Source organism: Shumkonia mesophila, from assembly GCF_026163695.1.
Lineage (GTDB): Bacteria > Pseudomonadota > Alphaproteobacteria > Rhodospirillales > Shumkoniaceae > Shumkonia > Shumkonia mesophila.
The window spans coordinates 180404-202248 of record NZ_JAOTID010000009.1 but is presented as its reverse complement, the minus strand read 5'-3'; the positions used below and the strand labels follow the sequence as shown (position 1 = coordinate 202248).

At 68.1% G+C, this 21845-nt stretch carries 23 protein-coding genes and 1 tRNA gene; 22 read left to right on the top strand and 2 right to left on the bottom strand.

Annotated features, from left to right (window positions below):
- The 5 genes from ODR01_RS15960 to phnE (ODR01_RS15940) all read left to right on the top strand — a co-directional run bounded on the left by ODR01_RS15960 (position 1) and on the right by phnE (ODR01_RS15940) (position 3239).
- Positions 1 to 77, top strand: a tRNA-Met gene (locus ODR01_RS15960).
- Positions 78 to 84: 7 nt separating this feature from the next.
- A complete protein-coding gene (locus ODR01_RS15955; RefSeq protein WP_316978682.1) occupies positions 85 to 378 on the top strand; it encodes a hypothetical protein in 294 nt (97 codons plus the stop codon).
- 44 nt (positions 379 to 422) lie between these two features.
- Positions 423 to 1283 (top strand): phosphonate ABC transporter ATP-binding protein, encoded by an 861-nt coding sequence (gene phnC / locus ODR01_RS15950; RefSeq protein ID WP_316978684.1) that lies wholly within the window; start codon positions 423 to 425, stop codon positions 1281 to 1283.
- 61 nt (positions 1284 to 1344) lie between these two features.
- A complete protein-coding gene (gene phnD, locus ODR01_RS15945; protein ID WP_316978681.1) occupies positions 1345 to 2355 on the top strand; it encodes a phosphonate ABC transporter substrate-binding protein in 1011 nt (336 codons plus the stop codon).
- Positions 2356 to 2432: 77 nt separating this feature from the next.
- Entirely contained in the window at positions 2433 to 3239 is an 807-nt protein-coding gene (phnE, locus tag ODR01_RS15940) for a phosphonate ABC transporter, permease protein PhnE (protein ID WP_316978680.1), read from the top strand.
- A 47-nt stretch (positions 3240 to 3286) separates the two neighbouring features.
- On the opposite strand, the gene ODR01_RS15935 is transcribed toward phnE (ODR01_RS15940), so the two are convergent.
- Complete coding sequence (locus tag ODR01_RS15935) at positions 3287 to 4414, bottom strand: alpha-D-ribose 1-methylphosphonate 5-triphosphate diphosphatase (RefSeq protein WP_316978679.1); 1128 nt, start codon at positions 4412 to 4414, stop codon at positions 3287 to 3289.
- A gap of 208 nt (positions 4415 to 4622) precedes the next feature.
- Between ODR01_RS15935 and ODR01_RS15930 the strand changes: the two genes are divergently transcribed.
- On the top strand, positions 4623 to 5807 hold the full coding sequence (locus ODR01_RS15930) for an alpha-D-ribose 1-methylphosphonate 5-triphosphate diphosphatase (protein WP_316978678.1): 1185 nt from the start codon (positions 4623 to 4625) through the stop codon (positions 5805 to 5807).
- Between the two features lie 5 nt (positions 5808 to 5812).
- Here the strand turns inward: ODR01_RS15930 and phnF are convergent, their stop codons facing one another.
- Positions 5813 to 6535 carry a phosphonate metabolism transcriptional regulator PhnF gene (phnF, locus tag ODR01_RS15925; protein ID WP_316978677.1) on the bottom strand — a complete coding sequence of 241 codons (723 nt, stop codon included), beginning with the start codon at positions 6533 to 6535 and terminating at the stop codon, positions 5813 to 5815.
- Between the two features lie 118 nt (positions 6536 to 6653).
- Here phnF and phnG point away from each other — a divergent pair, with 118 nt between their 5' ends.
- From phnG to ODR01_RS15845, 16 genes are all read left to right on the top strand, one after another.
- Positions 6654 to 7157 carry a phosphonate C-P lyase system protein PhnG gene (phnG, locus tag ODR01_RS15920; RefSeq protein ID WP_316978676.1) on the top strand — a complete coding sequence of 168 codons (504 nt, stop codon included), beginning with the start codon at positions 6654 to 6656 and terminating at the stop codon, positions 7155 to 7157.
- Positions 7158 to 7162: 5 nt separating this feature from the next.
- Positions 7163 to 7759: a phosphonate C-P lyase system protein PhnH gene (gene phnH, locus ODR01_RS15915; protein WP_316978675.1), complete on the top strand. Its 597-nt coding sequence runs from the start codon at positions 7163 to 7165 to the stop codon at positions 7757 to 7759.
- 1 nt (position 7760) lies between these two features.
- Positions 7761 to 8867, top strand: a complete 1107-nt coding sequence (locus tag ODR01_RS15910; RefSeq protein WP_316978674.1) for a carbon-phosphorus lyase complex subunit PhnI — start codon at positions 7761 to 7763, stop codon at positions 8865 to 8867.
- Positions 8864 to 9766, top strand: a complete 903-nt coding sequence (locus ODR01_RS15905) for an alpha-D-ribose 1-methylphosphonate 5-phosphate C-P-lyase PhnJ (RefSeq protein ID WP_316978673.1) — start codon at positions 8864 to 8866, stop codon at positions 9764 to 9766. Before ODR01_RS15910 ends, ODR01_RS15905 begins: the two co-directional genes overlap by 4 nt.
- 17 nt (positions 9767 to 9783) lie before the next feature.
- On the top strand, positions 9784 to 10563 hold the full coding sequence (phnK, locus tag ODR01_RS15900) for a phosphonate C-P lyase system protein PhnK (RefSeq protein WP_316978672.1): 780 nt from the start codon (positions 9784 to 9786) through the stop codon (positions 10561 to 10563).
- 10 nt (positions 10564 to 10573) lie between these two features.
- Positions 10574 to 11275 (top strand): phosphonate C-P lyase system protein PhnL, encoded by a 702-nt coding sequence (phnL, locus tag ODR01_RS15895; protein WP_316978671.1) that lies wholly within the window; start codon positions 10574 to 10576, stop codon positions 11273 to 11275.
- An 18-nt stretch (positions 11276 to 11293) separates the two neighbouring features.
- Positions 11294 to 11989 carry a DUF1045 domain-containing protein gene (locus ODR01_RS15890; protein ID WP_316978670.1) on the top strand — a complete coding sequence of 232 codons (696 nt, stop codon included), beginning with the start codon at positions 11294 to 11296 and terminating at the stop codon, positions 11987 to 11989.
- A gap of 121 nt (positions 11990 to 12110) precedes the next feature.
- Positions 12111 to 13226 (top strand): endonuclease/exonuclease/phosphatase family protein, encoded by a 1116-nt coding sequence (locus ODR01_RS15885; protein WP_316978669.1) that lies wholly within the window; start codon positions 12111 to 12113, stop codon positions 13224 to 13226.
- A 148-nt stretch (positions 13227 to 13374) separates the two neighbouring features.
- Positions 13375 to 14259, top strand: a complete 885-nt coding sequence (locus tag ODR01_RS15880) for a phosphate/phosphite/phosphonate ABC transporter substrate-binding protein (protein WP_316978668.1) — start codon at positions 13375 to 13377, stop codon at positions 14257 to 14259.
- A gap of 2 nt (positions 14260 to 14261) precedes the next feature.
- Positions 14262 to 15068: a phosphonate ABC transporter ATP-binding protein gene (locus ODR01_RS15875; protein WP_316978667.1), complete on the top strand. Its 807-nt coding sequence runs from the start codon at positions 14262 to 14264 to the stop codon at positions 15066 to 15068.
- The gene (gene phnE, locus ODR01_RS15870) at positions 15061 to 15870 is read left to right on the top strand and encodes a phosphonate ABC transporter, permease protein PhnE (protein WP_316978666.1); all 810 of its coding nucleotides are present in this window, start codon (positions 15061 to 15063) and stop codon (positions 15868 to 15870) included. Before ODR01_RS15875 ends, phnE (ODR01_RS15870) begins: the two co-directional genes overlap by 8 nt.
- Positions 15871 to 15902: 32 nt before the next feature.
- Positions 15903 to 16586: a class I SAM-dependent methyltransferase gene (locus tag ODR01_RS15865; protein WP_316978665.1), complete on the top strand. Its 684-nt coding sequence runs from the start codon at positions 15903 to 15905 to the stop codon at positions 16584 to 16586.
- Between the two features lie 188 nt (positions 16587 to 16774).
- Positions 16775 to 17752 (top strand): ABC transporter substrate-binding protein, encoded by a 978-nt coding sequence (locus tag ODR01_RS15860; RefSeq protein ID WP_316978664.1) that lies wholly within the window; start codon positions 16775 to 16777, stop codon positions 17750 to 17752.
- Position 17753: 1 nt separating this feature from the next.
- Complete coding sequence (locus ODR01_RS15855; RefSeq protein WP_316978663.1) at positions 17754 to 19460, top strand: ABC transporter permease; 1707 nt, start codon at positions 17754 to 17756, stop codon at positions 19458 to 19460.
- Positions 19448 to 20512 (top strand): ABC transporter ATP-binding protein, encoded by a 1065-nt coding sequence (locus ODR01_RS15850; RefSeq protein WP_316978662.1) that lies wholly within the window; start codon positions 19448 to 19450, stop codon positions 20510 to 20512. The genes ODR01_RS15855 and ODR01_RS15850 overlap by 13 nt, the downstream gene beginning before the upstream one ends.
- Before the next feature lie 13 nt (positions 20513 to 20525).
- Positions 20526 to 21647, top strand: a complete 1122-nt coding sequence (locus tag ODR01_RS15845) for an MBL fold metallo-hydrolase (RefSeq protein WP_316978661.1) — start codon at positions 20526 to 20528, stop codon at positions 21645 to 21647.
- Positions 21648 to 21845 lie beyond the last annotated feature (198 nt).

Sequence of the window (21845 nt, the reverse complement as noted above, 5' to 3'; positions counted from 1 at the left end):
CGCGGGGTGGAGCAGCCCGGTAGCTCGTCAGGCTCATAACCTGAAGGTCGCAGGTTCAAATCCTGCCCCCGCAACCAAATCTAATTGCAAAAAAGGCCCTCCGGCGAAAACCGCGAGGGCCTTTTTGCCGTCCGCGCAATGCTCAAGGATGCCCGCAAGGGCGGCCTCGAGCTCGACCTTGAGCGCACCATCCATGGGAACCAGGACGATCGCCTCGATCAGGGAGCGGATCAGCTCGCAGGCTTTGGCGCGGGTGTCTTCGCTGCCGAGCGCGCCCTGCGCCGAATCTCGACAACTTGGCGATTCATCCGGCAATTCCGCGAAATTGAAATGGAACCGTCATCTCGCTGTCCGCAAGCCGTCACACAGCTTCGATAGGAGTCGCATCGAGGGACAGTGAAAGGGAGGCGGTGTTGAGCAGTGTGGCAATCGACGTTCGTGGCCTGACCAAGACGTTCAACAAGGGCCGGTCCCGGACGCGTGCCCTCGATGACGCCAGCCTTCGCGTCGGCCCGGGCGACATGGTGGCCCTGATCGGCGCCTCCGGTTCCGGCAAGTCCACCTTGATCCGTCATCTCATCGGCCTCACCGCCGGCGATGCCGGGGCCGGCCCGTGCTGCGTCACCGTGCTCGGCATGCCGGTCCAGGAACATGGCCGCGTGTCGACCGGCGTGCGGGCGGTGCGGGCCCGGGTCGGGGTGGTCTTCCAGCAGTTCAACCTGGTCGGCCGGCTGTCGCTCCTGACCAACGTCCTGCTCGGCCTTCTCGGGCGCATTCCCGCCTGGCGCGGCTGCCTCGGGCTGTTCACCGTCGCCGAGAAGGCCCGCGCCCTCGACGCGCTCCATCGCGTCGGCATGCACGAATACGCCGGCCAGCGCGCCTCCACCCTGTCGGGCGGACAGCAGCAGCGGGCCGCCATCGCCCGCGCTTTGGTCCAGGAGGCGTCGGTCATCCTGGCCGACGAACCGATCGCCTCGCTCGATCCCGAATCGGCGCGCCGCGTGATGGAAAACCTGGCCCGCATCAACCGCGAGGACGGCACCACGGTGGTGGTCTCCCTCCATCAGGTCGATTTCGCCATCCGCTATTGCCCGCGCACGGTCGCCATGCGCGACGGTCGGGTCATCTATGACGGGCCGTCGACGGCCCTGACGCCCGAATTTCTCCGCGAACTTTACGGTGCGTCCAGCCACGAACTGATCCTGGCCGGCCCGCTCGGTGCCAAGCCCCATGACGAGGGCGATCGTTTTCCCGTTCTCGCGGTCGCACGTGCGGTGGGGTGACCAGGCGACCGGTCGTTCCATTCACCCCTAGGTAAACTTACTGCAACTCAGGAGAATGACCATGTTCCGGACAATCGCCGCCAGTCTCGCGGTTGCCGCGGTGACGGCCGCCTCGGCCGCGCAGGCGGAAATCCCCAACCCCCTGACTTTCGGCATCATCTCGACCGAATCCTCCCAAGGCCTCAAGCAGAGCTTCGGCGACTTCCTGGCCGACATGGAGAAGGCGCTTGGCGTCAAGGTGAACGCCTTCTTCGCGCCCGACTACGCCGGCGTCATCGAGGCGATGCGCTTCAAGAAGGTCGACCTCGCGTGGTTTGGCAACAAGTCGGCCATGGAAGCGGTCGACCGCGCCAACGGCGAGATCTTCGTGCAGACGGTCGACGTCACCGGCAACCCCGGCTACTGGTCGCTGCTGATCACCCACAAGGACAACACCAAGATCAACTCGCTCCAGGACGTGCTGAAGTGCGATCAGTCGCTCAGCTTCGGCAACGGCGACCCAAACTCGACCTCGGGCTTCCTGGTCCCCAGCTACTACGTCTTCGCCCAGAACAACGTCGACCCCAAGAAGTGCTTCAAGACGGTGCGCAGCGCCAATCACGAGACCAACGCGATGGCCGTCGCCAACAAGCAGGTCGACGTCGCCACCAACAACACCGAGTCGCTCTACGGCCGCCTGCTCGTCACCAACAAGGAAGCGGCGGACAACATCAAGGTCATCTGGAAGTCGCCGCTGATCCCGGCCGATCCGATCGTCTGGCGCGCCGACCTCGACCGCGATGCCAAGGCATCCATCAAGGCCTTCTTCCTGGGCTACGGCCGCATGGGCCCGAACGCCGCCAAGGAACGCGAAGCGCTGGCCAAGGTGAGCTCGGGCTGGGCGCCGTTCCAGGACTCTTCCAACGCGCAGCTCTACCCGATCCGCCAGCTCGAACTCTACAAGAACCGGGCGAAGATCGAGGGCGACGAGCGCATGGACGCCGCCGAGAAGAAGAAAAAACTCGCCGCGCTGGACGGCAAGATCGAGTTGGTCAAGGTGCTCGACGGCTCCCAGGGCGCCATCGGCAACTAGATCCGGGCAACGCGAACGGCGCCGCTCGACCTCGTCGGCGGCGCCGAGCCCTTTCCCCCTTCGGACAGGAAACCGCCTTGACCCTCTCCGCATCCGTTCCCGTCAGGCCGCAACTCCCGCCGCGCGATCTCAAGCGCTCCGCCCTCAACGTCGCCGGCTGGGGCGTCCTGCTGGCCGTGCTGGCCTGGTCGTGGGAAGGCTCCGACATGCGGCCGTGGGACCTCGTCACCTTCGCGCCCAACATGTGGAAGTTTCTCACCGGTTTCTTCCCGCCGGATTTTTACGAATGGCGCCTCTACGTCGAGGAAATGCTGATCACCATCCAGATCGCCGTGTGGGGCTCGGTGCTGTCGGTCGTTTTCGCCGTGCCGTTCGGCATCCTGTCGTCGGAGAACGTGGTGCCCTGGTGGGTCTACCAGCCGGTGCGCCGGCTGATGGACGCCTTCCGCGCCATCAACGAGATGGTCTTCGCCATGCTGTTTGTGGTCGCCGTCGGCCTCGGGCCGTTCGCCGGCGTCCTCGCCCTGTTCATCCACACCCTCGGCATCCTGGCCAAGCTGTTCTCCGAGGCGGTGGAATCCATGGACCAGCGTCCCGTCGAGGGCATCCGCGCCACCGGCGCCAACATCGTTCAGGAGGTGGTCTTCGGGATCATCCCGCAGGTCCTGCCGCTGTGGATCTCGTATTCGCTTTACCGCTTCGAATCGAACGTCCGCTCGGCCACCGTTCTCGGCATCGTCGGGGCCGGCGGCATCGGCATGGTGCTGTGGGAATATGTGCGCGGCTTCTACTACCACGAGACCGCCGCGGTGATGATCATCATCATCGTCACCGTCAGTCTGCTCGACATCCTGTCCCAGCGGCTGCGCCGCCTGTTCGTATAGAACGATTTTCGGAAGGGTCGCCGGTTGCCTCGGCGGCCCTGGGGGCGCTACATGACGCGTTCGCCCCGTATCCAGACCTCGCGCACCACCGCGACGCCGCCGACCATGCGAACCCGCGCCAGGTCGGCCCGGCGGCCGGCTTCGAGCCGTCCACGGTCGGCCAAGCCGACCATTTCGGCCGGATTGGCGGAGGCCATGGCTACCGCCTCGCTCAAGGAGACGCCCCACTTGCGATGCAGCACGAAGATGGCCTGGATCATGCTGATCGGCACGTAATCGGAGGCCAGGCCGTCGAGCAGGCCTTCGGTGGCGAGATCGTGCGCGGCGACGTTTCCGGAATGAGAGCCGCCGATGACGATGTTGGGCGCGCCCATGACGGTGGCCAGCCCATGTTCGTGGGCGCACCGTGCCGCCGCGAAGGTGGTCGGGAATTCCGAGATCCTCACGCCGTCGCCGACGCCCTCCAGGACATGGTCCGGCGTGGTGTCGTCGTGGCTGGCCAGCGGCAGCCCGCGCTCGCGGCACAACGCGACGATCCGCCGCCGGTTGCCTTCCGCATGCAACTGCTGCGCTGCCACGCGCTCGTGGATGGTGGCATCGAGTTCTTCCCGGGAATAGCGCTTGCTGTGAAACTGGCGCCAGTGGTCGAGATTGCGCCACTGGCGCTGGCCGGGGGTGTGATCCATCACCGAGACCAGCCGCACCCGCGGCTGGCGAAGGGCCTCCGTCAGGTCGTCGACGACATCGGGAGCGCCAAGCTCGCATCGCAGATGGAGCATGTGGTCGGAGATCAGGATACGGCCTTCCGCCGCCTCCGCCAGCGCGCCCGTCGCCACGTCCAGCGCCTCGCGGCGCCCCGACGAGGCGCCGTCGAACCCGACGTAGAGGGAATCGAAGACGGTGGTGATGCCGGCCGCGGCGATCTGGCGGTCGTGGGCGACGATGGCGGCAAGGCCGGGCCAGGTGACGCCCGGCCGCGGTTCGAGATGCTTTTCCAGGTTGTCGGTATGGATGTCGACAAGGCCCGGCAGAAGATAGTCGCCTTCCATGTCCCGCCCGCCGCCGGGTCCGGCGTCGATGGCGGCGATCTTCCCGTCGGCGATGCGCAACGAGCCGTTCAGGACGCCGGTGCGGGTGACGATGCGCGCGTTGGCGAAGACCGTGTCTGAGGACATGATGGAAACGACCGTTAGGGCGAGAGTGAAAATTTCGGAAACACTAGGTCATGCCGGCGATTCCAAAATGAAACAATCGTGAAAATTGAATGACAATCGATCCCGACAAGACGGTGATTTGTCGGTACCGACTTTCCGATAAAGTTCACAGTTCCGGCGTCTTCCGCTTTCTATATTTCCCCTGAACGAACGAAGACGCGAGGAGCCCATGGACTACATCATCGAAAACTGCCGCGTGCTGACACCCGAAGGCAACGTGAAGCCGGCGGCCCTGACCGTGGCGAAAGGACATATCGCCGGGCTTGATGCCGACGGGCGGGCCGATACGGTTCGCGTCAACGGCGCCGGCACGCTGCTTCTGCCCGGCATCGTCGACATCCACGGCGACGCCTTCGAGCGCCAGCTCATGCCTCGGCCGGGCGTCAAGTTTCCGCTCGACGTCGCGCTTCTCGACACCGACCTCCAAATGATCGCCAACGGCATCACCACGGGCTTTCACGGCGTCACCCATTCCTGGGAGCCGGGACTGCGCGGCGGGCCCATGGCCAGCCAGATCATTCGCACCATCCGGGCGCTGCGGCCGCGTTTCGGATGCGACGTCCGCGTCCACCTTCGGTTCGAGACGTATGCCATCGATGGCGTCGGGGACGTCATCGACATGATCGAGGCCGGCCTGGTCGATGCCGTCGCCTTCAACGACCATGTCCCCCATTTCCAGGAGCGCCGGGACCAGCCGGCCAAGCTCCAGCCGGCGGCGGCCAGGGCCGGCTTGAGCGTCCCGGAGTTCGTCGTCCTGCTGGATCGGGTGCGCGAACGGGTCGATGCCGTGCCGGGGGGCGTGCGCCGCCTGGCCGCGTGTGCCAACGCCGATGGCATTCCGCTGCTTTCCCACGACGACGAGACCCCGGCCATGCGCCGCATGTTCCACGACATGGGCTGCCGGATCGGGGAGTTTCCCGTCGACGCGGCGACGGCGGAAACGGCCAGGGACCTTGGCGACGAAGTCGTGCTGGGCGCCCCCAACATCCTGCGCGGCGCCTCGCATTGCGGGCGCCTGACGGCCGCCGAGGCCATTGCCGACGGCCTGTGTACGATCCTGGCTTCCGACTACTACTATCCGTCGTTGTTGCAGGCGGCGTTCCGGATCGCCGCTTCCGGCACCCTGCCGTTCGGGGATGCCTGGAACCTCGTCTCGGCAACCCCGGCCAGGGCCTTGGCCCTGAGGGACCGCGGCGAGATCGCGCCCGGCCGGCGGGCCGACCTCATCCTGGTCGACGACAGCGATCCCGAACTGCCGCGCGTCGCCGCAACGGTTGTCGCCGGCCGCCCGGTATTCCTGGACGGCAGTCGCCTGGGCGCCTGGGCGGAAGAACCGGAGCCGGCGCGGGCATGAGCCGATCAGCTTTCCACGACCACTTGGACGCGGTCGCCGGCGAAGCGGGCCACGCCGTACTCGACCGGCGCGTCGTCGCCATCGACGTCGACGCTTTCGGTGACCAGGATCGGCCGGTTGCGATGCTGTTGCAGGAGGCCGGCCTCCAGCCGGTCCGGCATGCGCGCCGTGATTCGGGTCGTGCGGCGCACGAAGTCGGGAACGCCGAGGCGCGCCAGGGCCCTGGACACCGAGGGCTCCTCCTTGAACGCCTCGAAGACGTCGGGAAACCGCCGCAGCGAGAAGAAATGTTCCGCCATCGCCACCACCCGGCCGTCGACTTGGCCGACGCGCCGGACCATCGCCACCATGGTGCCGGCGCGCAGGTTCAGCGCCTCGGCCACGGCCGGTGCCGCCCGCAGGCGTTGCGTGGCCACCACCCGCGCCCCGGGCAGCCGGCTCTGGTGCAGGATGTTTTCGCTGAAACGGGTATGCCGGCCGACGGTGTAATCGACGACGTTCTCCGCCACGAACATGCCCCGTCCCTGGTCGACGCGAACCAGGCCCCGTTCCTCGAGGCCCGAGATGGCGCGTCGCACGGTATGGCGGTTGACGTCGAAACGCTCCGCCAGATCCATCTCCGTCGGAAGGCGGGTGCCCGGCGCCATCTCCCCCGACGCGATCCCGGCCTCCAGCGTCTGCTGGATCTGGCGCCACAGGGCCACTCCCGCTCCGCGCTCGATCTGCATTGCGCCCTCCCCACGGCCCGGCGTTGTCAACAAAACGTCATCCAATTCCGCTTTACAGGGCCGACCCTCTCCTTTTAAGGTCCATACATCTGGTTGTCTAGATGAATTGAGAACCGTCGTGACCGATTTTCACGCTCCCCACGCCGCCCCGGAAGGTGCCGCGGCCGTTTTCCCGGCGCCGGCGGAAAGCGAAGCCCGGCGCCGGTGGATGGGCGTGCTCGGCCGGGCCTCGGGTGACGATCTGGAGCGGGCATGGCGCTCGCTCGCAGACAAGCCGGCCTATGTCGCCGTGCGGGCCCCCGAAACCGGCATGGTCATGGTGCGGGGCCGGGCCGGCGGCACCGGCGCCCCCTTCTGCCTGGGCGAGATGACGGTCACCCGCTGCGCCGTCGAGACGGCCGACGGCCGCGTCGGGGTATCCTATCTGGCCGGCCGCGATCCGCGCCGGGCCGAGATCGCCGCCGCGCTTGACGCCCTTCTCCAGGACCCGGCGCGGCGGGCCACCCTGTTGCGCGAGGTCATCGACCCGCTGGCGGCGGGGCAGGCGGACGCCCGCCGTGCCCGCCGTGCCAAGGTCGCCGCGACCAAGGTCGACTTCTTCACCATGGTCCGGGGGGATTGATTTCCATGCGACCCACAGCCACCGTGCTTGGCGGCTTCCGCCATCCCGTCCATGACAGCCAGCGGGTATTCCGTGGCGTGCTCGATGCCATGGCCCACCCCGGGCGCATCGTCGGCCTCGACGCCGTCGTGGCGACGGCTGCCCCCCTGTATCGGGGGACGATGGCGCTTCTGCTGGCGCTGACCGACTTGGAGACGCCGCTGTGGCTGTCGCCCTCGGCCGACAACGATGCCGTGCTTGGCGCCATCCGTTTCCATTGCGGCTCGCCGATCGTCGCCGACCCGTCGCGCGCCGCCTTCGCGGTGGCGGCAAACGCCGCCGAAAGGCCGCGGCTGGATGCCCTCGACCTCGGCTCCGATCTGTACCCCGAGCGGGCCGCCACCCTCATCCTCCAGGTCGACGGCCTGGGCGTCGGCCGCGAGATCGTTCTCGCCGGGCCGGGTATCGATGGCACCGCCCGATTGGCCGTCGACGGTCTCGACGAAGCGTTTTGGATCGAGCGCAAGGCGCTCGAAATCCTGTTTCCACGGGGGCTCGACGTCATCCTCGTCGATGGCGAAGCCGTCGCCACCGTTCCCCGTTCGACCGCAGTGGAGGCCTGAAATGTATGTCGCGGTCAAGGGTGGGGAAACGGCCATCCGCAACGCCCACGCGTTGCTGGCCGAGGAACGGCGCGGCGATCCCGCCGTCCCCGAGCTCACGCTCGAACAGGTCAAGGAACAGATGGCGCTGGCCGTCGACCGCGTCATGACCGAGGGCTCGCTTTACGACCGCGACCTGGCGGCGCTGGCCGTCAAGCAGGCGTGCGGCGATCTGATCGAGGCCGTCTTCCTGTTGCGGGCCTACCGCACCACGCTGCCCCGCCTGGCGGTGTCGGAACCCGTCGATACCGCCACCATGGACATCCGGCGCCGCGTTTCGGCCACCTACAAGGATCTTCCCGGCGGCCAGGTTCTCGGCCCCACCTTCGACTATACCCACCGCCTGCTCGATTTCTCGCTGGCCGAGACGGGCCATCCGCAGGAGAAGCCGGCGCACGGCGACGCCGCGACGATTCCCGAGCGCATGCCCAAGGTGGTGGATGTCCTCGACCACGAAGGCCTGATCGAGCGCGAGGTCGCTCCGCCCGAACCGGCCGAGGCGACCGACCTTACCCGCGTGCCGTTGGACTTTCCGGCCGGCCGCGACGCCCGCCTGCAAAACCTGGCGCGCGGCGACGAAGGCTTCCTGCTGGCGCTGGCCTATTCGAGCCAGCGCGGCTTCGGCAGCGCGCATCCCTTCGCCGGCGAGATCCGCATGGGCGAGGTCGCCGTCGAGATCGTGCCAGAGGAACTGGGCTTCGCCATCGAGATCGGCGACATCACGCTGACCGAATGCGACATGGTCAGCCAGTTCAAGGGCTCGGCCACGGAATCCCCGAAATTCACCCGCGGCTATGGCCTTTCCTTCGGCCACTGCGAGCGCAAGGCCATGGCCATGGCGCTGGTCGACCGCACGCTGCGCACGCGCGAGCTGGGCGGCGAAGCCCGATACCCGGCCCAGGACGAGGAGTTCGTGCTTTCCCATTCCGACAACGTCGAGGCGTCGGGCTTCCTGCAGCACCTCAAGCTGCCGCACTACGTCGACTTCCAGGGCGAACTGGTCACCGTGCGCCACCTCAAGGCCGAGGCCGCCCGCCGGCGCCCGGAACAGGAGGAGATCGTGCCATGACGAACGCGATACGCGAGCCGCTGGCCGGCTACAATTTCGCCTATCTCGACGAGCAGATGAAGCGCTCCATCCGGCGGGCCATCCTCAAGGCCGTCGCCGTGCCCGGCTACCAGGTTCCGTTCGGCAGCCGCGAGATGCCGCTGCCCTACGGCTGGGGCACCGGCGGCATCCAGGTCACCGCCTCGATCATCGGCGCCGAGGACGTGCTCAAGGTCATCGACCAGGGCGCCGACGACACCACCAACGCCGTCAGCATCCGCCAGTTCTTCGCCCGCACCACCGGCGTGGCGACGACCGAGCGGACGGCCGAGGCGACGATCATCCAGACCCGCCACCGTATCCCGGAACGGCCGTTGGGGCCGGGCCAGATCATCGTCTACCAGGTGCCGATCCCCGAACCGCTGCGCTGGGTCGAGGCCCGCGAGACCGAAACGCGCAAGATGCACGCCCTTCAGGAATACGGCGTCATGTACGTCAAGCTCTACGAGGACATCGCCCGTTTCGGCTGCATCAACACCTCCTACAACTATCCCGTCCTGGTCAATGGCCGCTACCTGATGGCGCCCTCGCCGATCCCCAAGTTCGACAACCCGAAGATGGACCGCAACCCGGCGCTCCAGCTGTTCGGCGCCGGACGCGAGAAACGCATCTACGCGGTGCCGCCTTTCACCTCGGTCAGGAGCCTGGATTTCGAGGACTATCCCTTCGACGTGCAGCACTGGGACCATTGCTGTGCGCTGTGCGGTGCCGCCGACAGCTACCTCGACGAGGTAGTCACCGACGATCACGGCGGTCGCATGTTCGTCTGCTCGGACACCGATTATTGCGGCGAACGGCGGGCCGCCGGCCACGCCGGGCCGGGAACCCCAATACCGCTCGCGGCCGAGGCCGCCGAATGACGGAGACACCTGGGAAAATGGACACGCCTCCCTCCCTTCTTCAGGTCGAAGGCCTGACCCGGATGTACGGCCGGCGGATCGGCTGCCGGGACGTTTCGTTCTCGCTGTGGCCGGGCGAGATCCTGGGCGTCGTCGGCGAATCGGGTTCGGGCAAGAGCACCCTGCTCAACTGCCTGTCGGCCAGGCTGGAACCCACCGCCGGGCGGGTGCTTTATACCGACCGCCATGGCCGCTCCATCGACGTGTGGGCGGCTTCCGAGCCCGAGCGCCGCATGCTGATGCGCACCGACTGGGGCATCGTCCACCAGAACCCGCGCGACGGACTGCGCATGGGCGTCAGCGCCGGCGCCAACATCGGCGAGCGCCTGATGGCGGTCGGCGCCCGCAACTATGGCGGCATCCGCCAGGAGGCCGAAACCTGGATGCGCCGCGTCGAAATGGACCTGGATCGCATCGACGACGCCCCGTTCACCTTTTCCGGCGGCATGCAGCAGCGTTTGCAGATCGCCCGCAACCTGGTCTCGAAGCCGCGCCTCGTCTTCATGGACGAGCCCACCGGCGGGCTGGACGTGTCGGTCCAGGCCAGGCTGCTCGACCTGCTGCGCGGGCTGGTCACCGACCTCGGGCTGTCGGCCGTCATCGTCACCCACGACCTGGCGGTGACCCGGCTGCTGGCCCACCGCATGATCGTCATGCGCCGGGGCGAGGTGGTGGAAGCCGGGCTGACCGACCAGGTGCTGGACGATCCGCAGCATCCCTATACGCAGCTCCTCGTTTCCTCGATCCTTCACCCGTGAGAGACCGTCCATGTCGCACCCGATGCTCGTCGTCGAAAACCTGGAAAAGACGTTCACGCTGCACACCCAGGGCGGAACCGTGCTGCCGGTTCTGCGCCAGGTGACGCTGGCGGTGCATGGCGGCGAGTGCGTCGCCCTGCACGGCCCCTCGGGGGCCGGCAAGAGCAGCCTGCTGCGCTGCCTTTACGGCAACTACCTGCCGCAGGCGGGGCGCATCCTGGTCGCCCACGACGGCCAGACGGTCGATATCGTCACCGCCACCCCCCACACCATCCTCGACATCCGCCGGCGCACCATGGGCCATGTCAGCCAGTTCCTGCGCGCCATCCCACGGGTGCCGGCCATCGACATCGTGGCCGAGCCGCTGCGCGCCGTCGGCGTCGCGGCGGCGCCGGCCCGCGAACGGGCGGCGGCGCTGCTGACCCGCCTTCACATCCCCGAGCGCATGTGGCAGCTGGCGCCGGCCACCTTCTCCGGCGGCGAGCAGCAGCGGGTAAACATCGCGCGCGGCTTCGCGCTCGATTTCCCCATCCTGCTGCTGGACGAGCCGACCGCCGCGCTCGACGCCGGCAACCGGCAGGTCGTCGTCGACCTCATCCTCGAAGCCCGGCAGCGCGGCGCCGCCATCGTCGGCATCTTCCACGATCGCGAGGTGCGGGAAGCGGCCGCCGACCGCGCCTTCGAGATGGCCGCCTATGCCGCGGCGGCCTGAACCGGGGGCCCCCGTTCGATGATCCCCATGCAGCCCCGCTACGCCATCTACTTCGCGCCGGCGCCCACCTCGGCCCTGTGGCAGCTCGGCTCCGCCTGGCTCGGCCGCGACGCCGCGACCGGGGAGGTGCCGCCGCGGCCCGCCGTTCCCGGCGTCACGGTGACGCAAGCCGACACCCTCACCATTCCGCCGCGCCAATACGGTTTTCATGCGACGCTCAAGGCGCCGTTCCGCCTGCGTGACGGCGTCCCGGCGGACGAGCTCGAAGCGGCCGTGGCGCGATTCGCCGCAACACGGGCGCCGTTCGCGGTGCGCCTCGGCGTCGATCACCTGAACGGCTTCCTGGCGCTGCGCCCGCGCTGCGCCTCCCGCGAGCTGCACGATCTGGCCGACGGCTGCGTGCGCGAGTTCGAACCCTTCCGGGCCCCGCTCGACGCCGGCGAACGGACGCGCCGCCACCAGAACGGCCTGTCGCCCGAGGAGGAACGCAACCTCTCGGAGTGGGGCTATCCCTACGTGTTCGAGCAGTACCGTTTCCACATGACGTTGACGAAGTGCCTCAAACCCGAGGTGCGCGAAACGCTGGAGCCAGCCTTGGATGCCCTGTTCCAGCCACTTCTCGATGAGCCGGTCATGATCGCCTCGATCTGCCTCTTTCACCAGGCCGACCGCAGCCGCGACTTCTGGCTGGTCCGGCGCTTTCCGTTCGCCTAGCGCGGGCCACCGCCGGAAAGCGGCTTGGCGTGTCATGACACGGTCATTCAACGGTCACGCCGCTGCCACCCGAGCCGCCTAGACTGCCGCCGGCAACAGATTGGAAACTGCGGGTAGACCGATGCCGTCCTCCCTCTCGACACTCCCGATCTACGACGGCGCGCTTGAACGCGGTGGCGCGCGGGACAGCCTCGCCACCGAAGCGATGGTTCCGCCGTCCGTCGCCGTTCGCGACACATGGTTCGCCGAACCGTCGACGGCCGAACGCCACGACGAGTTGCTCGATCTTCCCATCCTTCGCCAACTGGAGGTGCGGCCGGCGCCACGGCCGCTTGTCACCGCCTCCGCCGTCCGGGTCGCCTTCTGGAATGCCGAACGGTGCCGCCACGTGAAGGGAACGATCGACCGTCTGTCCTCGGTGCGCCCGGACGTTCTGCTGCTGGCCGAGATGGACGTCGGGATGGCCCGCTCCCATCAGCGGCACACGGTGCGCGATTTGGCGCTCGACCGCGACGCCGGCTACGTTTTCGGGATCGAATTCGTCGAACTTACGCCCGGTAACGACCGCGACCGCGCGGCCGTCGGCGGCACCGCCAATGCCGCCGGTCTGCACGGCAACGCCATCGTCTCGCCGTTTCGCCTGACGCGACCGGCGCTCATCCGCTTCGATCGCAGCGGCCGCTGGTGGCGGCGGCCGTCGAGCGGCCAGAAGAGGATCGGCGGCCGCATGGCGGTGGTGGCGACGCTGGCCTTGGGCCGGCAGGCGATCACGGTCGCCGCCGTCCACCTGGAAAGCCACAGCGACGCCGCCCACAGGGCCGAGCAGATGGACATCCTTCTGGACTCCATCGAGGCCTATGCCCCCGGCGCGCCGGTGCTCATCGGCGGCGATCTCAACACCACCACGTTTGCGCGCGACGGGCTCGATCGCGAGGCCCTCGAGCGCCGCAAGAGGGAACTCCCCGCCGACCGCCTGTCCAAGCCGGTGCCCTACGAGCCGCTGTTCGAAGTGGCGCGACGGCATGGCTTCGAGTGGACGTCCTGCAACGTCGCCGGCGGCCCCACCCAGCGGCCCCTGGTCAACGGCCATTCGGCGGCGCCCCTCGGCAAACTCGACTGGTTCCTGGCGCGGGGCCTCGCCGCCACCGACCCGCAGATCGTGCCGGCAACCCACCCGGCTTCCGGCGCGGCGCTCTCCGACCACGAGATGATCGCCGTCACGGTTTCGCTGCCCTGATCCCCAACCGGATGCCAAGCCGACAACCTTGTGGGTCGTCGGCTTTTTATGTCGCGGACTTGTCACCGGGCCATCATCCGCCAGTCACCCTTCCCGGGCAGACTTCAGCCCGCCTGTTCTTCTCAGCCGCAACCCAGGGAGGGTGGAAATGATGACGATCCACGGATTGAAACTGCTGGCCGCCGCCGCCGCTTTGTCGATGGCCTCGGGCCTGGCGACGGCCGCCGAGCCGCTGCGCCTGGCAGTCACCGATCTGGAAGGTCTCGAAAACCTTCAGCGCGAATTCGGGGCGTTCAAGGAGGTCCTCGAGAAAACCACCGGCTATCCGTTCAAGTTCTATCCGGTGGCCAGCCGCACCGCCGCCGCCGAGGCGCTGCGCTCGGAAAAAGTCGAGTTCGTCCTGACCGGCCCCGCCGAATACGTGGTGATCCGCAAGAAGACCGAGGCGCGGGCAATCGTCGGCTTCGGCCGGCCGGACTACTTCTCGGGCATCGTCGTGCTGGCCGACAGCGGCATCAACACGGTGGCCGACCTCAAGGGCAAGAAGGTGGCCTTCGGCGACGTCGGTTCGACCTCGAACCACTTGGCGCCGATGCAGGTCTTGGCCGACTACGGCATCGATCCGCGCGCCAGCCTGCAAGCGATGCACGTTCATCGCAACGTGGCGTGGGAGGGGCTGAAGCGCGGCGACGTCGCCGCCGCCGGCATGAACTACGGCTATATCCTGAAGTTCCGGGCCAATGAAAAATCCCTGGAGCCCGGCGCCTTCAAGGTCATCGCCCGCGGGCCCGACCTTCCCAACGACGTACTGATGGCCGGCAAGCATGTCGACGCCAAGGTGGTCGAAACCGTACGCAAGGCCTTCGTCGATCACTCGAAGGACTTGGTCGCGGCGATCCTGACCGGGGAAGACAACCAGAAGTACAAGGGCATGAAGTTCCTGCCCGACGTGAAAGACTCCGACTACGACTACGTGCGCAGCATGTATCGCACGATCGGCTTCCCGCAGTTCGCCGACTTCGTCGGCAACTGACCATGAGCGCGCAAGCAGCCGTCCTCGTCGCCGGGGTCGTTCCGACCCCGGCCGTGCGAACCCTGCCGACGCCGGAGCTGGCGGTAAGCGGCTTGGCGAAAGGCTTCGATCGCGGCGCTCCGGTTTTCTCGGATGTCAGCTTCAATCTGGCGCCGGGGCAGTCGGTTTCGTTGATCGGACCCAACGGTGCCGGCAAGTCGACGGTCCTGCGCTGTTGCGTCCGCCTGATCGAACCCGACCACGGCTCCGTGCGCCTTTTCGAGACCGAGGTTTGCAGCCTCGGATACGCCGCGCTGAGGACGCTGCGCGCAAAGGTGGGCTTCGTCTTCCAGCGCCATAACCTGGTGCCGCGCCTTTCCGTGCTGACCAACGTGATTCACGGCGCCCAGGCCCGCCACACCGGGCCGGGAACGTGGTTCCACGGGCTGGCGCCGCGCCGCCTGCGGGAAGAAGCCCTCCATTGCCTCGATCTCGTCGGCCTTGCCGACCTGGCCGGCCGTCGGGCCGACCACCTTTCCGGCGGCCAGTCGCAACGCGTCGCCATCGCCCGCGCCCTGATGCAGCGGCCGCGCATCGTCTTCGCCGACGAGCCGGTCGCCAGCCTCGATCCCAACGCCGGCGAGGAAGTGATGGGCCTGTTCGTCGACCTGATCCGCCGGCACGGGCTATCGCTGCTGTTCACCTCCCACAACCTTCGGCACGCCATCGACTATTCCGACCGGCTGCTGGGACTGCGCCAGGGGCGATTGCAGCTCGACGCCCCGTCGGCGCGCCAGGACGTGGAAACGCTGAGGGCCTTCTATGCGTGACACCTCCATCGGAACGTTGACCGCCGGCATGCCCGGCCGCTTCGAACGGCCCGGCCGGGTTGCCTTCATCCTTTACGTGGTGGGGATCGCCTTCTTCGTCCTTTCCATCGAGGGGGCCGAGATGTCGGTCTCCGCCCTCATCACCGGGCTGCCGAACATGGGGCGGATGGTCGCCGAGATGCTGCCCCCCAGTCCGGATCGGCTGGTGGCCGTCGGCTGGGCCCTGCTCGAAACCTTCGAGATGGCGCTGGTCGGCACCGCGTTCGGGGTCCTGCTCAGCCTGCCGTTCGGCATCCTCGCCACCCGCGGCCTGACCCCCAGCCCCGCGCTCTATCACCTGTCGCGCGCCGTCATCGCCATGAGCCGCACCGTGCCGGACCTCGTCTGGGCGCTGTTCTTCGTCGTCGCCGTCGGGCTCGGCCCGTTCGCCGGAACGCTGGCGCTGGTGATGGATACCCTGGGCTTCTGCGGGCGCTTCTTCGCCGAGGCGATGGAGGAAGCCGACTCCGGCCCGCGCGAGGCGCTCACCGCGCTGGGCGCGACGCGTTCCGGTACCATCTTCAGCGCGGTGATCCCGGCGGCGATGCCGTCCTTCGTCAACACCTCGCTGTTCGCGCTCGAAAAGGCGACGCGATCCTCGGTCGTGCTGGGCCTGGTCGGCGCCGGGGGCATCGGCATCGAACTCAAGGTCTCGATGGACATGTTCGAGTACGACGAGGCGGCGACCATCATTCTCGCCATCTTCGCCCTGGTCGTCGTCGTCGAGCGCGCCAGCGCCGCGTTTCGGCGCCGGATCATCTGAAATTACCGTCCTGGCATGAAGGAAGCCGAAAAATGACCATGAACCACCCGAACGTCGCGCTGGCAACGGCGACGGCGCATATCGAATGGAACCGCCGCTGGGCGGACAGCGAGCACCGCGCGCTGTGGTCGCAGCCGCAGCCGGAGGTGACCGGCCTGATCCCGCAACTGAAGACGCGGGGCGCCCGTCACGTCCTGGACATGGGGTGCGGGATCGGGCGCCACGCCCTGGCTCTCGCCGCCGCGGGCTTCAGGGTGACGGCGATGGATGCCAGCGAGACCGGCATCGCCTCCGTGCGCGACTCGGCGTGGGAAAATGGGTTGGCGATCTCGGTCGAACACGGCCTGATGACCGACCTGCCTTTTCCCGGCGCCGGCTTCGACTACGTCCTGGCCTGGAACGTCGTCTACCATGGCGACGGGTCGGTGGTCGCCCGAACGCTCAAGGAAATCTCGCGGGTCCTGCGGGTCGGCGGCCTCTTCCAAGGCACACTGCTCTCCAAGCGCAACGCCAATTTCGGCGTCGGAACGCAGGTCGCCCCGCACACCTTCGTGATCGACGACGTCAGCGACAAGGCGCATCCGCATTTCTACTGCAACGCCGACGAGGTGGTGCAGCTTCTGCGCGGGTTCGAACTGGTGTCGCTGGAAGACTATGAACACGGCAGCCCCGGCTCGTTCCACTGGCATTTCGTGGCGGAGCGGCTGGGCGACTGACATCCCGGCAACAACCGCCCGTCCTCGCCCGGCCGCTCCCGTCATCCCCCGGGGGCGGCCGGATGTGTCAGCAAGGTGTCACGTGCCTGCAACAAAAACGTCATGGTCGGCTCCCATGATCGGGGCCACCGACGCGGCGATGCCGCGAACGGGCATTCCAGTGCGCCATCAACCCGGAGATAGCCGTCATGTCCAAGCTTGCCTCCCTCGCCGGCGGCCTCGTGCTCGCCGCCATCGCGGTTTCGGCCGAGGCCGAAACGCTCATGGTCTACACCTCGCAGCCGGTCGAACAGATGACCTCGGTCATCGAGTTGTTCAACAAGGCCACGCCGGACGTGAAGGTCGAGCTGTTCCGCTCGGGCACCACCGAAATCATGAACAAGCTGCAGGCCGAACTGGCGGCCGGCAACCCCAGGGCAGACATCCTGCTGATCGCCGATTCGATCGCCATGACGGCCGTCAAGAACCAGGGGCTCCTGATGGCTTACAAGGACGCCCCGGTGAAGGACCTGGATCCCTCGCAATACGACAAGGACAGGACCTTCTTCGGCACCAAGCTGATCACCACCGGGATCGTCTACAACACCGCCTCCGGCAAGCCGCGGCCAACTTCGTGGATGGATCTGCTGAAGCCGGAAGCCAAGGGCCAGGTGATCATGCCGAGCCCGCTCTATTCCGGCGCCGCCGTCATTCACGTCGGCACCCTGGCCGCGCAGCCCGCCTTCGGCTGGCAGTATTTCGAGAAATTGGCCGCCAACGGGGCGCTGGCCGCCAAGGGCAACGGTGGCGTGCGCGACGCCGTGGCGCGCGGCGAAAAGGCCTATGGCGTGATCATCGAATACATGGCGTACGGCCAGAAGGCCAAGGGCTCGCCCGTCGACTTCGTCTTCCCGGTGGAAGGCGTCACCGCCATCAATCAGCCGGTCGCCATCCTGAAGGCGGCGCGCAACGTTCCGGCGGCGAAAAAGTTCGTTGACTTCCAGCTTTCCCGGGCCGCCCAGGAGCAGTCCGTCGAGCAGATGTACTTTCCCCTCGTCAAGGGGGTGACGCCGCCGGCCGGCTATCCCGATCCGGCGACGCTCAAGGTCATCGGGGCCGACCCCAACCTGCTGCTGAAGACCGACGAGGACACCAAGCGGAAGTTCTCCGAAATCTTCGGGGGATGAATTGAGCGCGGCGACCGTCCGCCGGCCGGGGATCAACGGCGAGCACGTGCTGCTTGCCGTTGTCACGGTCTATGTCCTGATCTTCGCCGCCCTGCCGCTGGCCCGCATTCTCGTCGAGGCCTTCCTGCCGGATGGCCGGATCGGCCTCGATCTGGTCTGGCGGGTGCTGTCTTCCCGTGCCGCCTCGGCGGCGCTCGTCAACACCATCGAGGCCGGCATCGCCTCCACCCTCCTTTCGCTGGTTCTCGGCACGCTGGGGGCGCTGGCGGTCGGGCTTTCCGACGTGCGGCTCAAGCCGGCTCTCGTCTTCCTGTTCCTGATGCCCCTGCTGGTGCCGGCCCAGATCGCCGCCCTGTCGTGGCTGGAACTGCTGGGCCCGTCTAGCCCCGTCCTGGCGCCGCTTGGGCTGGCACCGCCGCCGGGCACCCGCAATCCGCTCTATTCCCGCGAGGGGGTCATTTTCCTGATGGGCCTCGAGCATTCCGCTCTGGTCTTCCTGTCGGTGAGGGCCGGCCTGAGGACGGTGCCGCGGAACCTCGTCGAGGCCGCCCGCTCGGCGGGGGCGGGCCCCCTGCGGATCGTCGTCGACGTGGTGCTGCCCTTGGTGCGCCCCGCCATGGTCGGCGGCGCCGCGCTCGCCTTCGTGTCCTCGATCGGCAACTTCGGAATTCCGGCCCTGCTCGGTATTCCCGGCCGCTACACCCTGCTCACCACGCTCATCTACCAGCGCCTCAGCGGATTCGGGCCCCGCGTGCTGGGCGAGGTGGGCACCCTGGCCCTGATGCTGGCGGTGCTGGCGGGCGCCGGCCTCGTGGTCCAGACGCTGGCCTTGCGGCACCATCGCAGCCCATCCGCCGGCACCATGGATACGGTGCCTTTCCCGCTGGGTCGACGCCGCGTCGTCGTGGAGGGGATGGTCTGGGGATTTCTGCTTCTGACGGCGGTTCTTCCGCTGGCGGCCCTGGCGGGAACTTCCCTTGTCACCGCGCTCGGCGTGCCGCTCTCGCCCGGCACCGCCACCCTCGAGCATTACCGCTACGTGCTGGCCGAATACCCGGCAACCCGGCGCGCCTTCGCCAACTCCACCGCGCTGGCCGGGTTGGCGGCCATCGCCGTCGCCGTGGTCTCGGTGCCCCTCGGCCACATTATCGTGCGCCGGCCGCGCCCCCTGATCCGCCTCCTCGACGGCCTGGCCGACGCCCCGTTCGCCTTGCCCGGCATCGTGCTCTCCATCGCCTGCATCATGATCTACCTGAAGCCGCTGCCGGTCGCCGGCGTTGGTCTTTACGGCACCTTCTGGATCATCCTGTTCGCCTATCTCGGGCGCTTCCTGGCGCTCGGGTTGCGGTCGACCATCGCCGGGTTGCGCCAAATCGATGTGGCGCTGGAGGAAGCCGCCCAGGCCTCGGGCGCGGGCGCACTCAGGCGCCTCGTCACGGTGGTCCGGCCGCTGGCCTCGCCGGCGGCCATGGCGGGCGCTGTGCTGGTGTTCATGAGTGCCTTCAACGAGCTGACGGTTTCGATCCTGCTGTGGTCCTCGGGGCACGAAACCTTGGGCGTGATGGTCTTCAATCTTTACGACGAGGGCCACACCACCGCGGCGGCGGCGGTGTCGGTGCTGTCGGTGTTGGCGACGTTGGCGATGGCCGCCTTGGTGACGCTGGCGGCGCGCTGGCTGCCGAGAGGAGTGCTGCCATGGCAGGCGTAATCCTGACGGGCGTGGTCAAGCGGTTCAACGACGTGCTGGCCGTCGATGCCGTCGACATGGCCATCGCCGAAGGAGAATTCGTGGCCCTGCTCGGTCCCTCGGGCTGCGGCAAAACCACGCTGCTGCGGCTGATCGCCGGGTTCGAGACGCCGGACGAGGGAACCGTCGCGCTGGGCGACGAGGTCGTCTCGATGCCCGGGCGGATGGTCCCGGCGGAGCGCCGGCGCATCGGCATGGTGTTCCAGTCCTACGCCCTGTGGCCGCACATGACGGTGGGCGAGAACGTCGGCTATCCCCTGCGGGTGCGGCGGGTCCCGTCGGCGGAACGGCACCGCCGCGTCGCCCAGGCGCTGGCGGCGGTGGGCCTGGAGGGGCTGGAAGCGCGACGGCCGGCCGAACTGTCGGGGGGGCAGCGCCAGCGCGTCGCCCTGGCCCGCTGCCTCTCCATGGAGTCCCGGGTGGTGCTTCTCGATGAGCCGCTGGCCAATCTCGACGCGCATCTCAGGGAATCCATGCAGGCCGAGTTCCGTTCCTTCCATGCCGCCACCGGTGCGACGATGATCTACGTCACCCACGACCAGTCGGAAGCGATGGCGCTGGCCGACCGGGTCGCCGTCATGCATCGGGGGCGGGTCGAGCAGATGACCGCGCCGGCCGACCTCTACAGGCGTCCGGCGACGGACATGGTGGCGCAATTCGTCGGCCGCGGCATGGTGGTGCCGGCCGAGGTTCGGGGCGGCTCGTCGGGGGGCTCGATCCGGGCCCGGGTGCTCGGCGCCGAAACCGTGCTTAGGTGCAACGGCAGCGCCGCCACCGGCATCGCCTGCCTCAGGCCGGAGGGCCTGGAACTGGTCGGGCCGGAGGCGGTGGGTGCCATCACCGGCCGCGTCGTTTCCCTGACCTACACCGGGGCGACAACGACCGTCCATGTTCGCGCCGACGCCGCTCCGGATCGGCCGCTTCATCTGCATGTCGCGAACGAGCCGCCGCCGCCCGGCGCCCGGGTCGGCGTGCGGGTGACGGACGGCTGGCTGATTCCGGGCAAGCATTGAAGGATTATCGATCGTGACCAAACCTCGGCCCATGGGGCGTTCGACCGCCCGCCTGATCCCGATTTCGGGCGTCACCGGCAAGGGGCCCGCCTGCTTCCTACTGGAAGGCGGGGACCGCCGCATTCTGCTCGACATCGGCGTCGGGCCGGATCGCGGAGCCGCCCCCGACCTTTCCGCCATCGGCCGGGTGGATGCCGTGCTGCTGTCCCATGCCCATGCCGATCACGCGGGCGGCCTGCATCTTCTCGGCGCCGTCGGCAATCCTCCCGTCTATGCGACCGATATTACCGCCGCCCAATTGCCTCGGGAATGGAGCGGCCGCCTTAACTCCCTGCCGTTGTCGGGGCAGATCGACCTGTTCGGGATCAAGCTCACCACGGGACGCAGCGGACACGCGCCGGGGGGCGTCTGGCTGCACCTGGGCGTGGGCAACGGCCTGTTCTATGGCGGGGACATGAGCTTCGAGTCCGAGCTTTACGCCATCGACCCTCCACCATCGGCGGCAACCGCCGTGATCGATGCCTCGGCCGGGCTTGACGACACCCCGCAAGCGGACCGCCGGTCGGCGATGCGCCACCTTCTGCGCCAGGGGGACGCCCTGCTTCCCGTGCCGGCGGCCGGGCGCGGCCCGGAAATCGCGCTCTTCGTCGTCGAGGAGATATGCAGGAAGCCGTCCCTTTGCCCGGAATTGCGCGAGACGGTTGCCAACCTCTGCGGACCCTGGCGGGATACGCTGCGCGCCGGGACCGCCGATCGCCTGTCGTTCCTTCTGGCGATGGCGGGGGCGGTGGAGCACCGGTGGCCGGGTCCGCGAGGCGTCGTCATTGCCGCCAATGTCATGGCCGACGCCGGAGCCAGCGCCCGTCTTTTGCCGGGATGGCTGGATCGGCGCGACGGGGCGATCGTGCTCTCCGGATATGTTCCCGACGACACGCCTGTCGGCAGGGTAAAGGGCATGGGGCGGGCCGAGGTTGCCGGCTGGAACGTCCACCCCCGGATATCGGACAACGCAAGGCTGCTTAGCGCCCTCGGCGCCCGAACGGCGATCCCCGCCTTCAACGGCCGCGTCCCGCGCTGCGATTGGGAGGCGGCCTTTGCCCCGGCCGGCTTGGCATTGGGCGACGTGCCCGTCTGACGGTACGAGCGCTTGGGGGCGGGAGGATCGGCGGGTCATCAGGACGCGCGCATCAAACGCGGCTAACCCCAGGCGGATGGGCGACTGCCCGATCAGGTGGTGTCGGGAACGGCGCCAACGATGGGTGCCACGGTCGCCGGGCTTGGCAACGGCACCAGCTTCGGCCGGGTGAGGGCGGGGGCCAACGGCTACTACTAC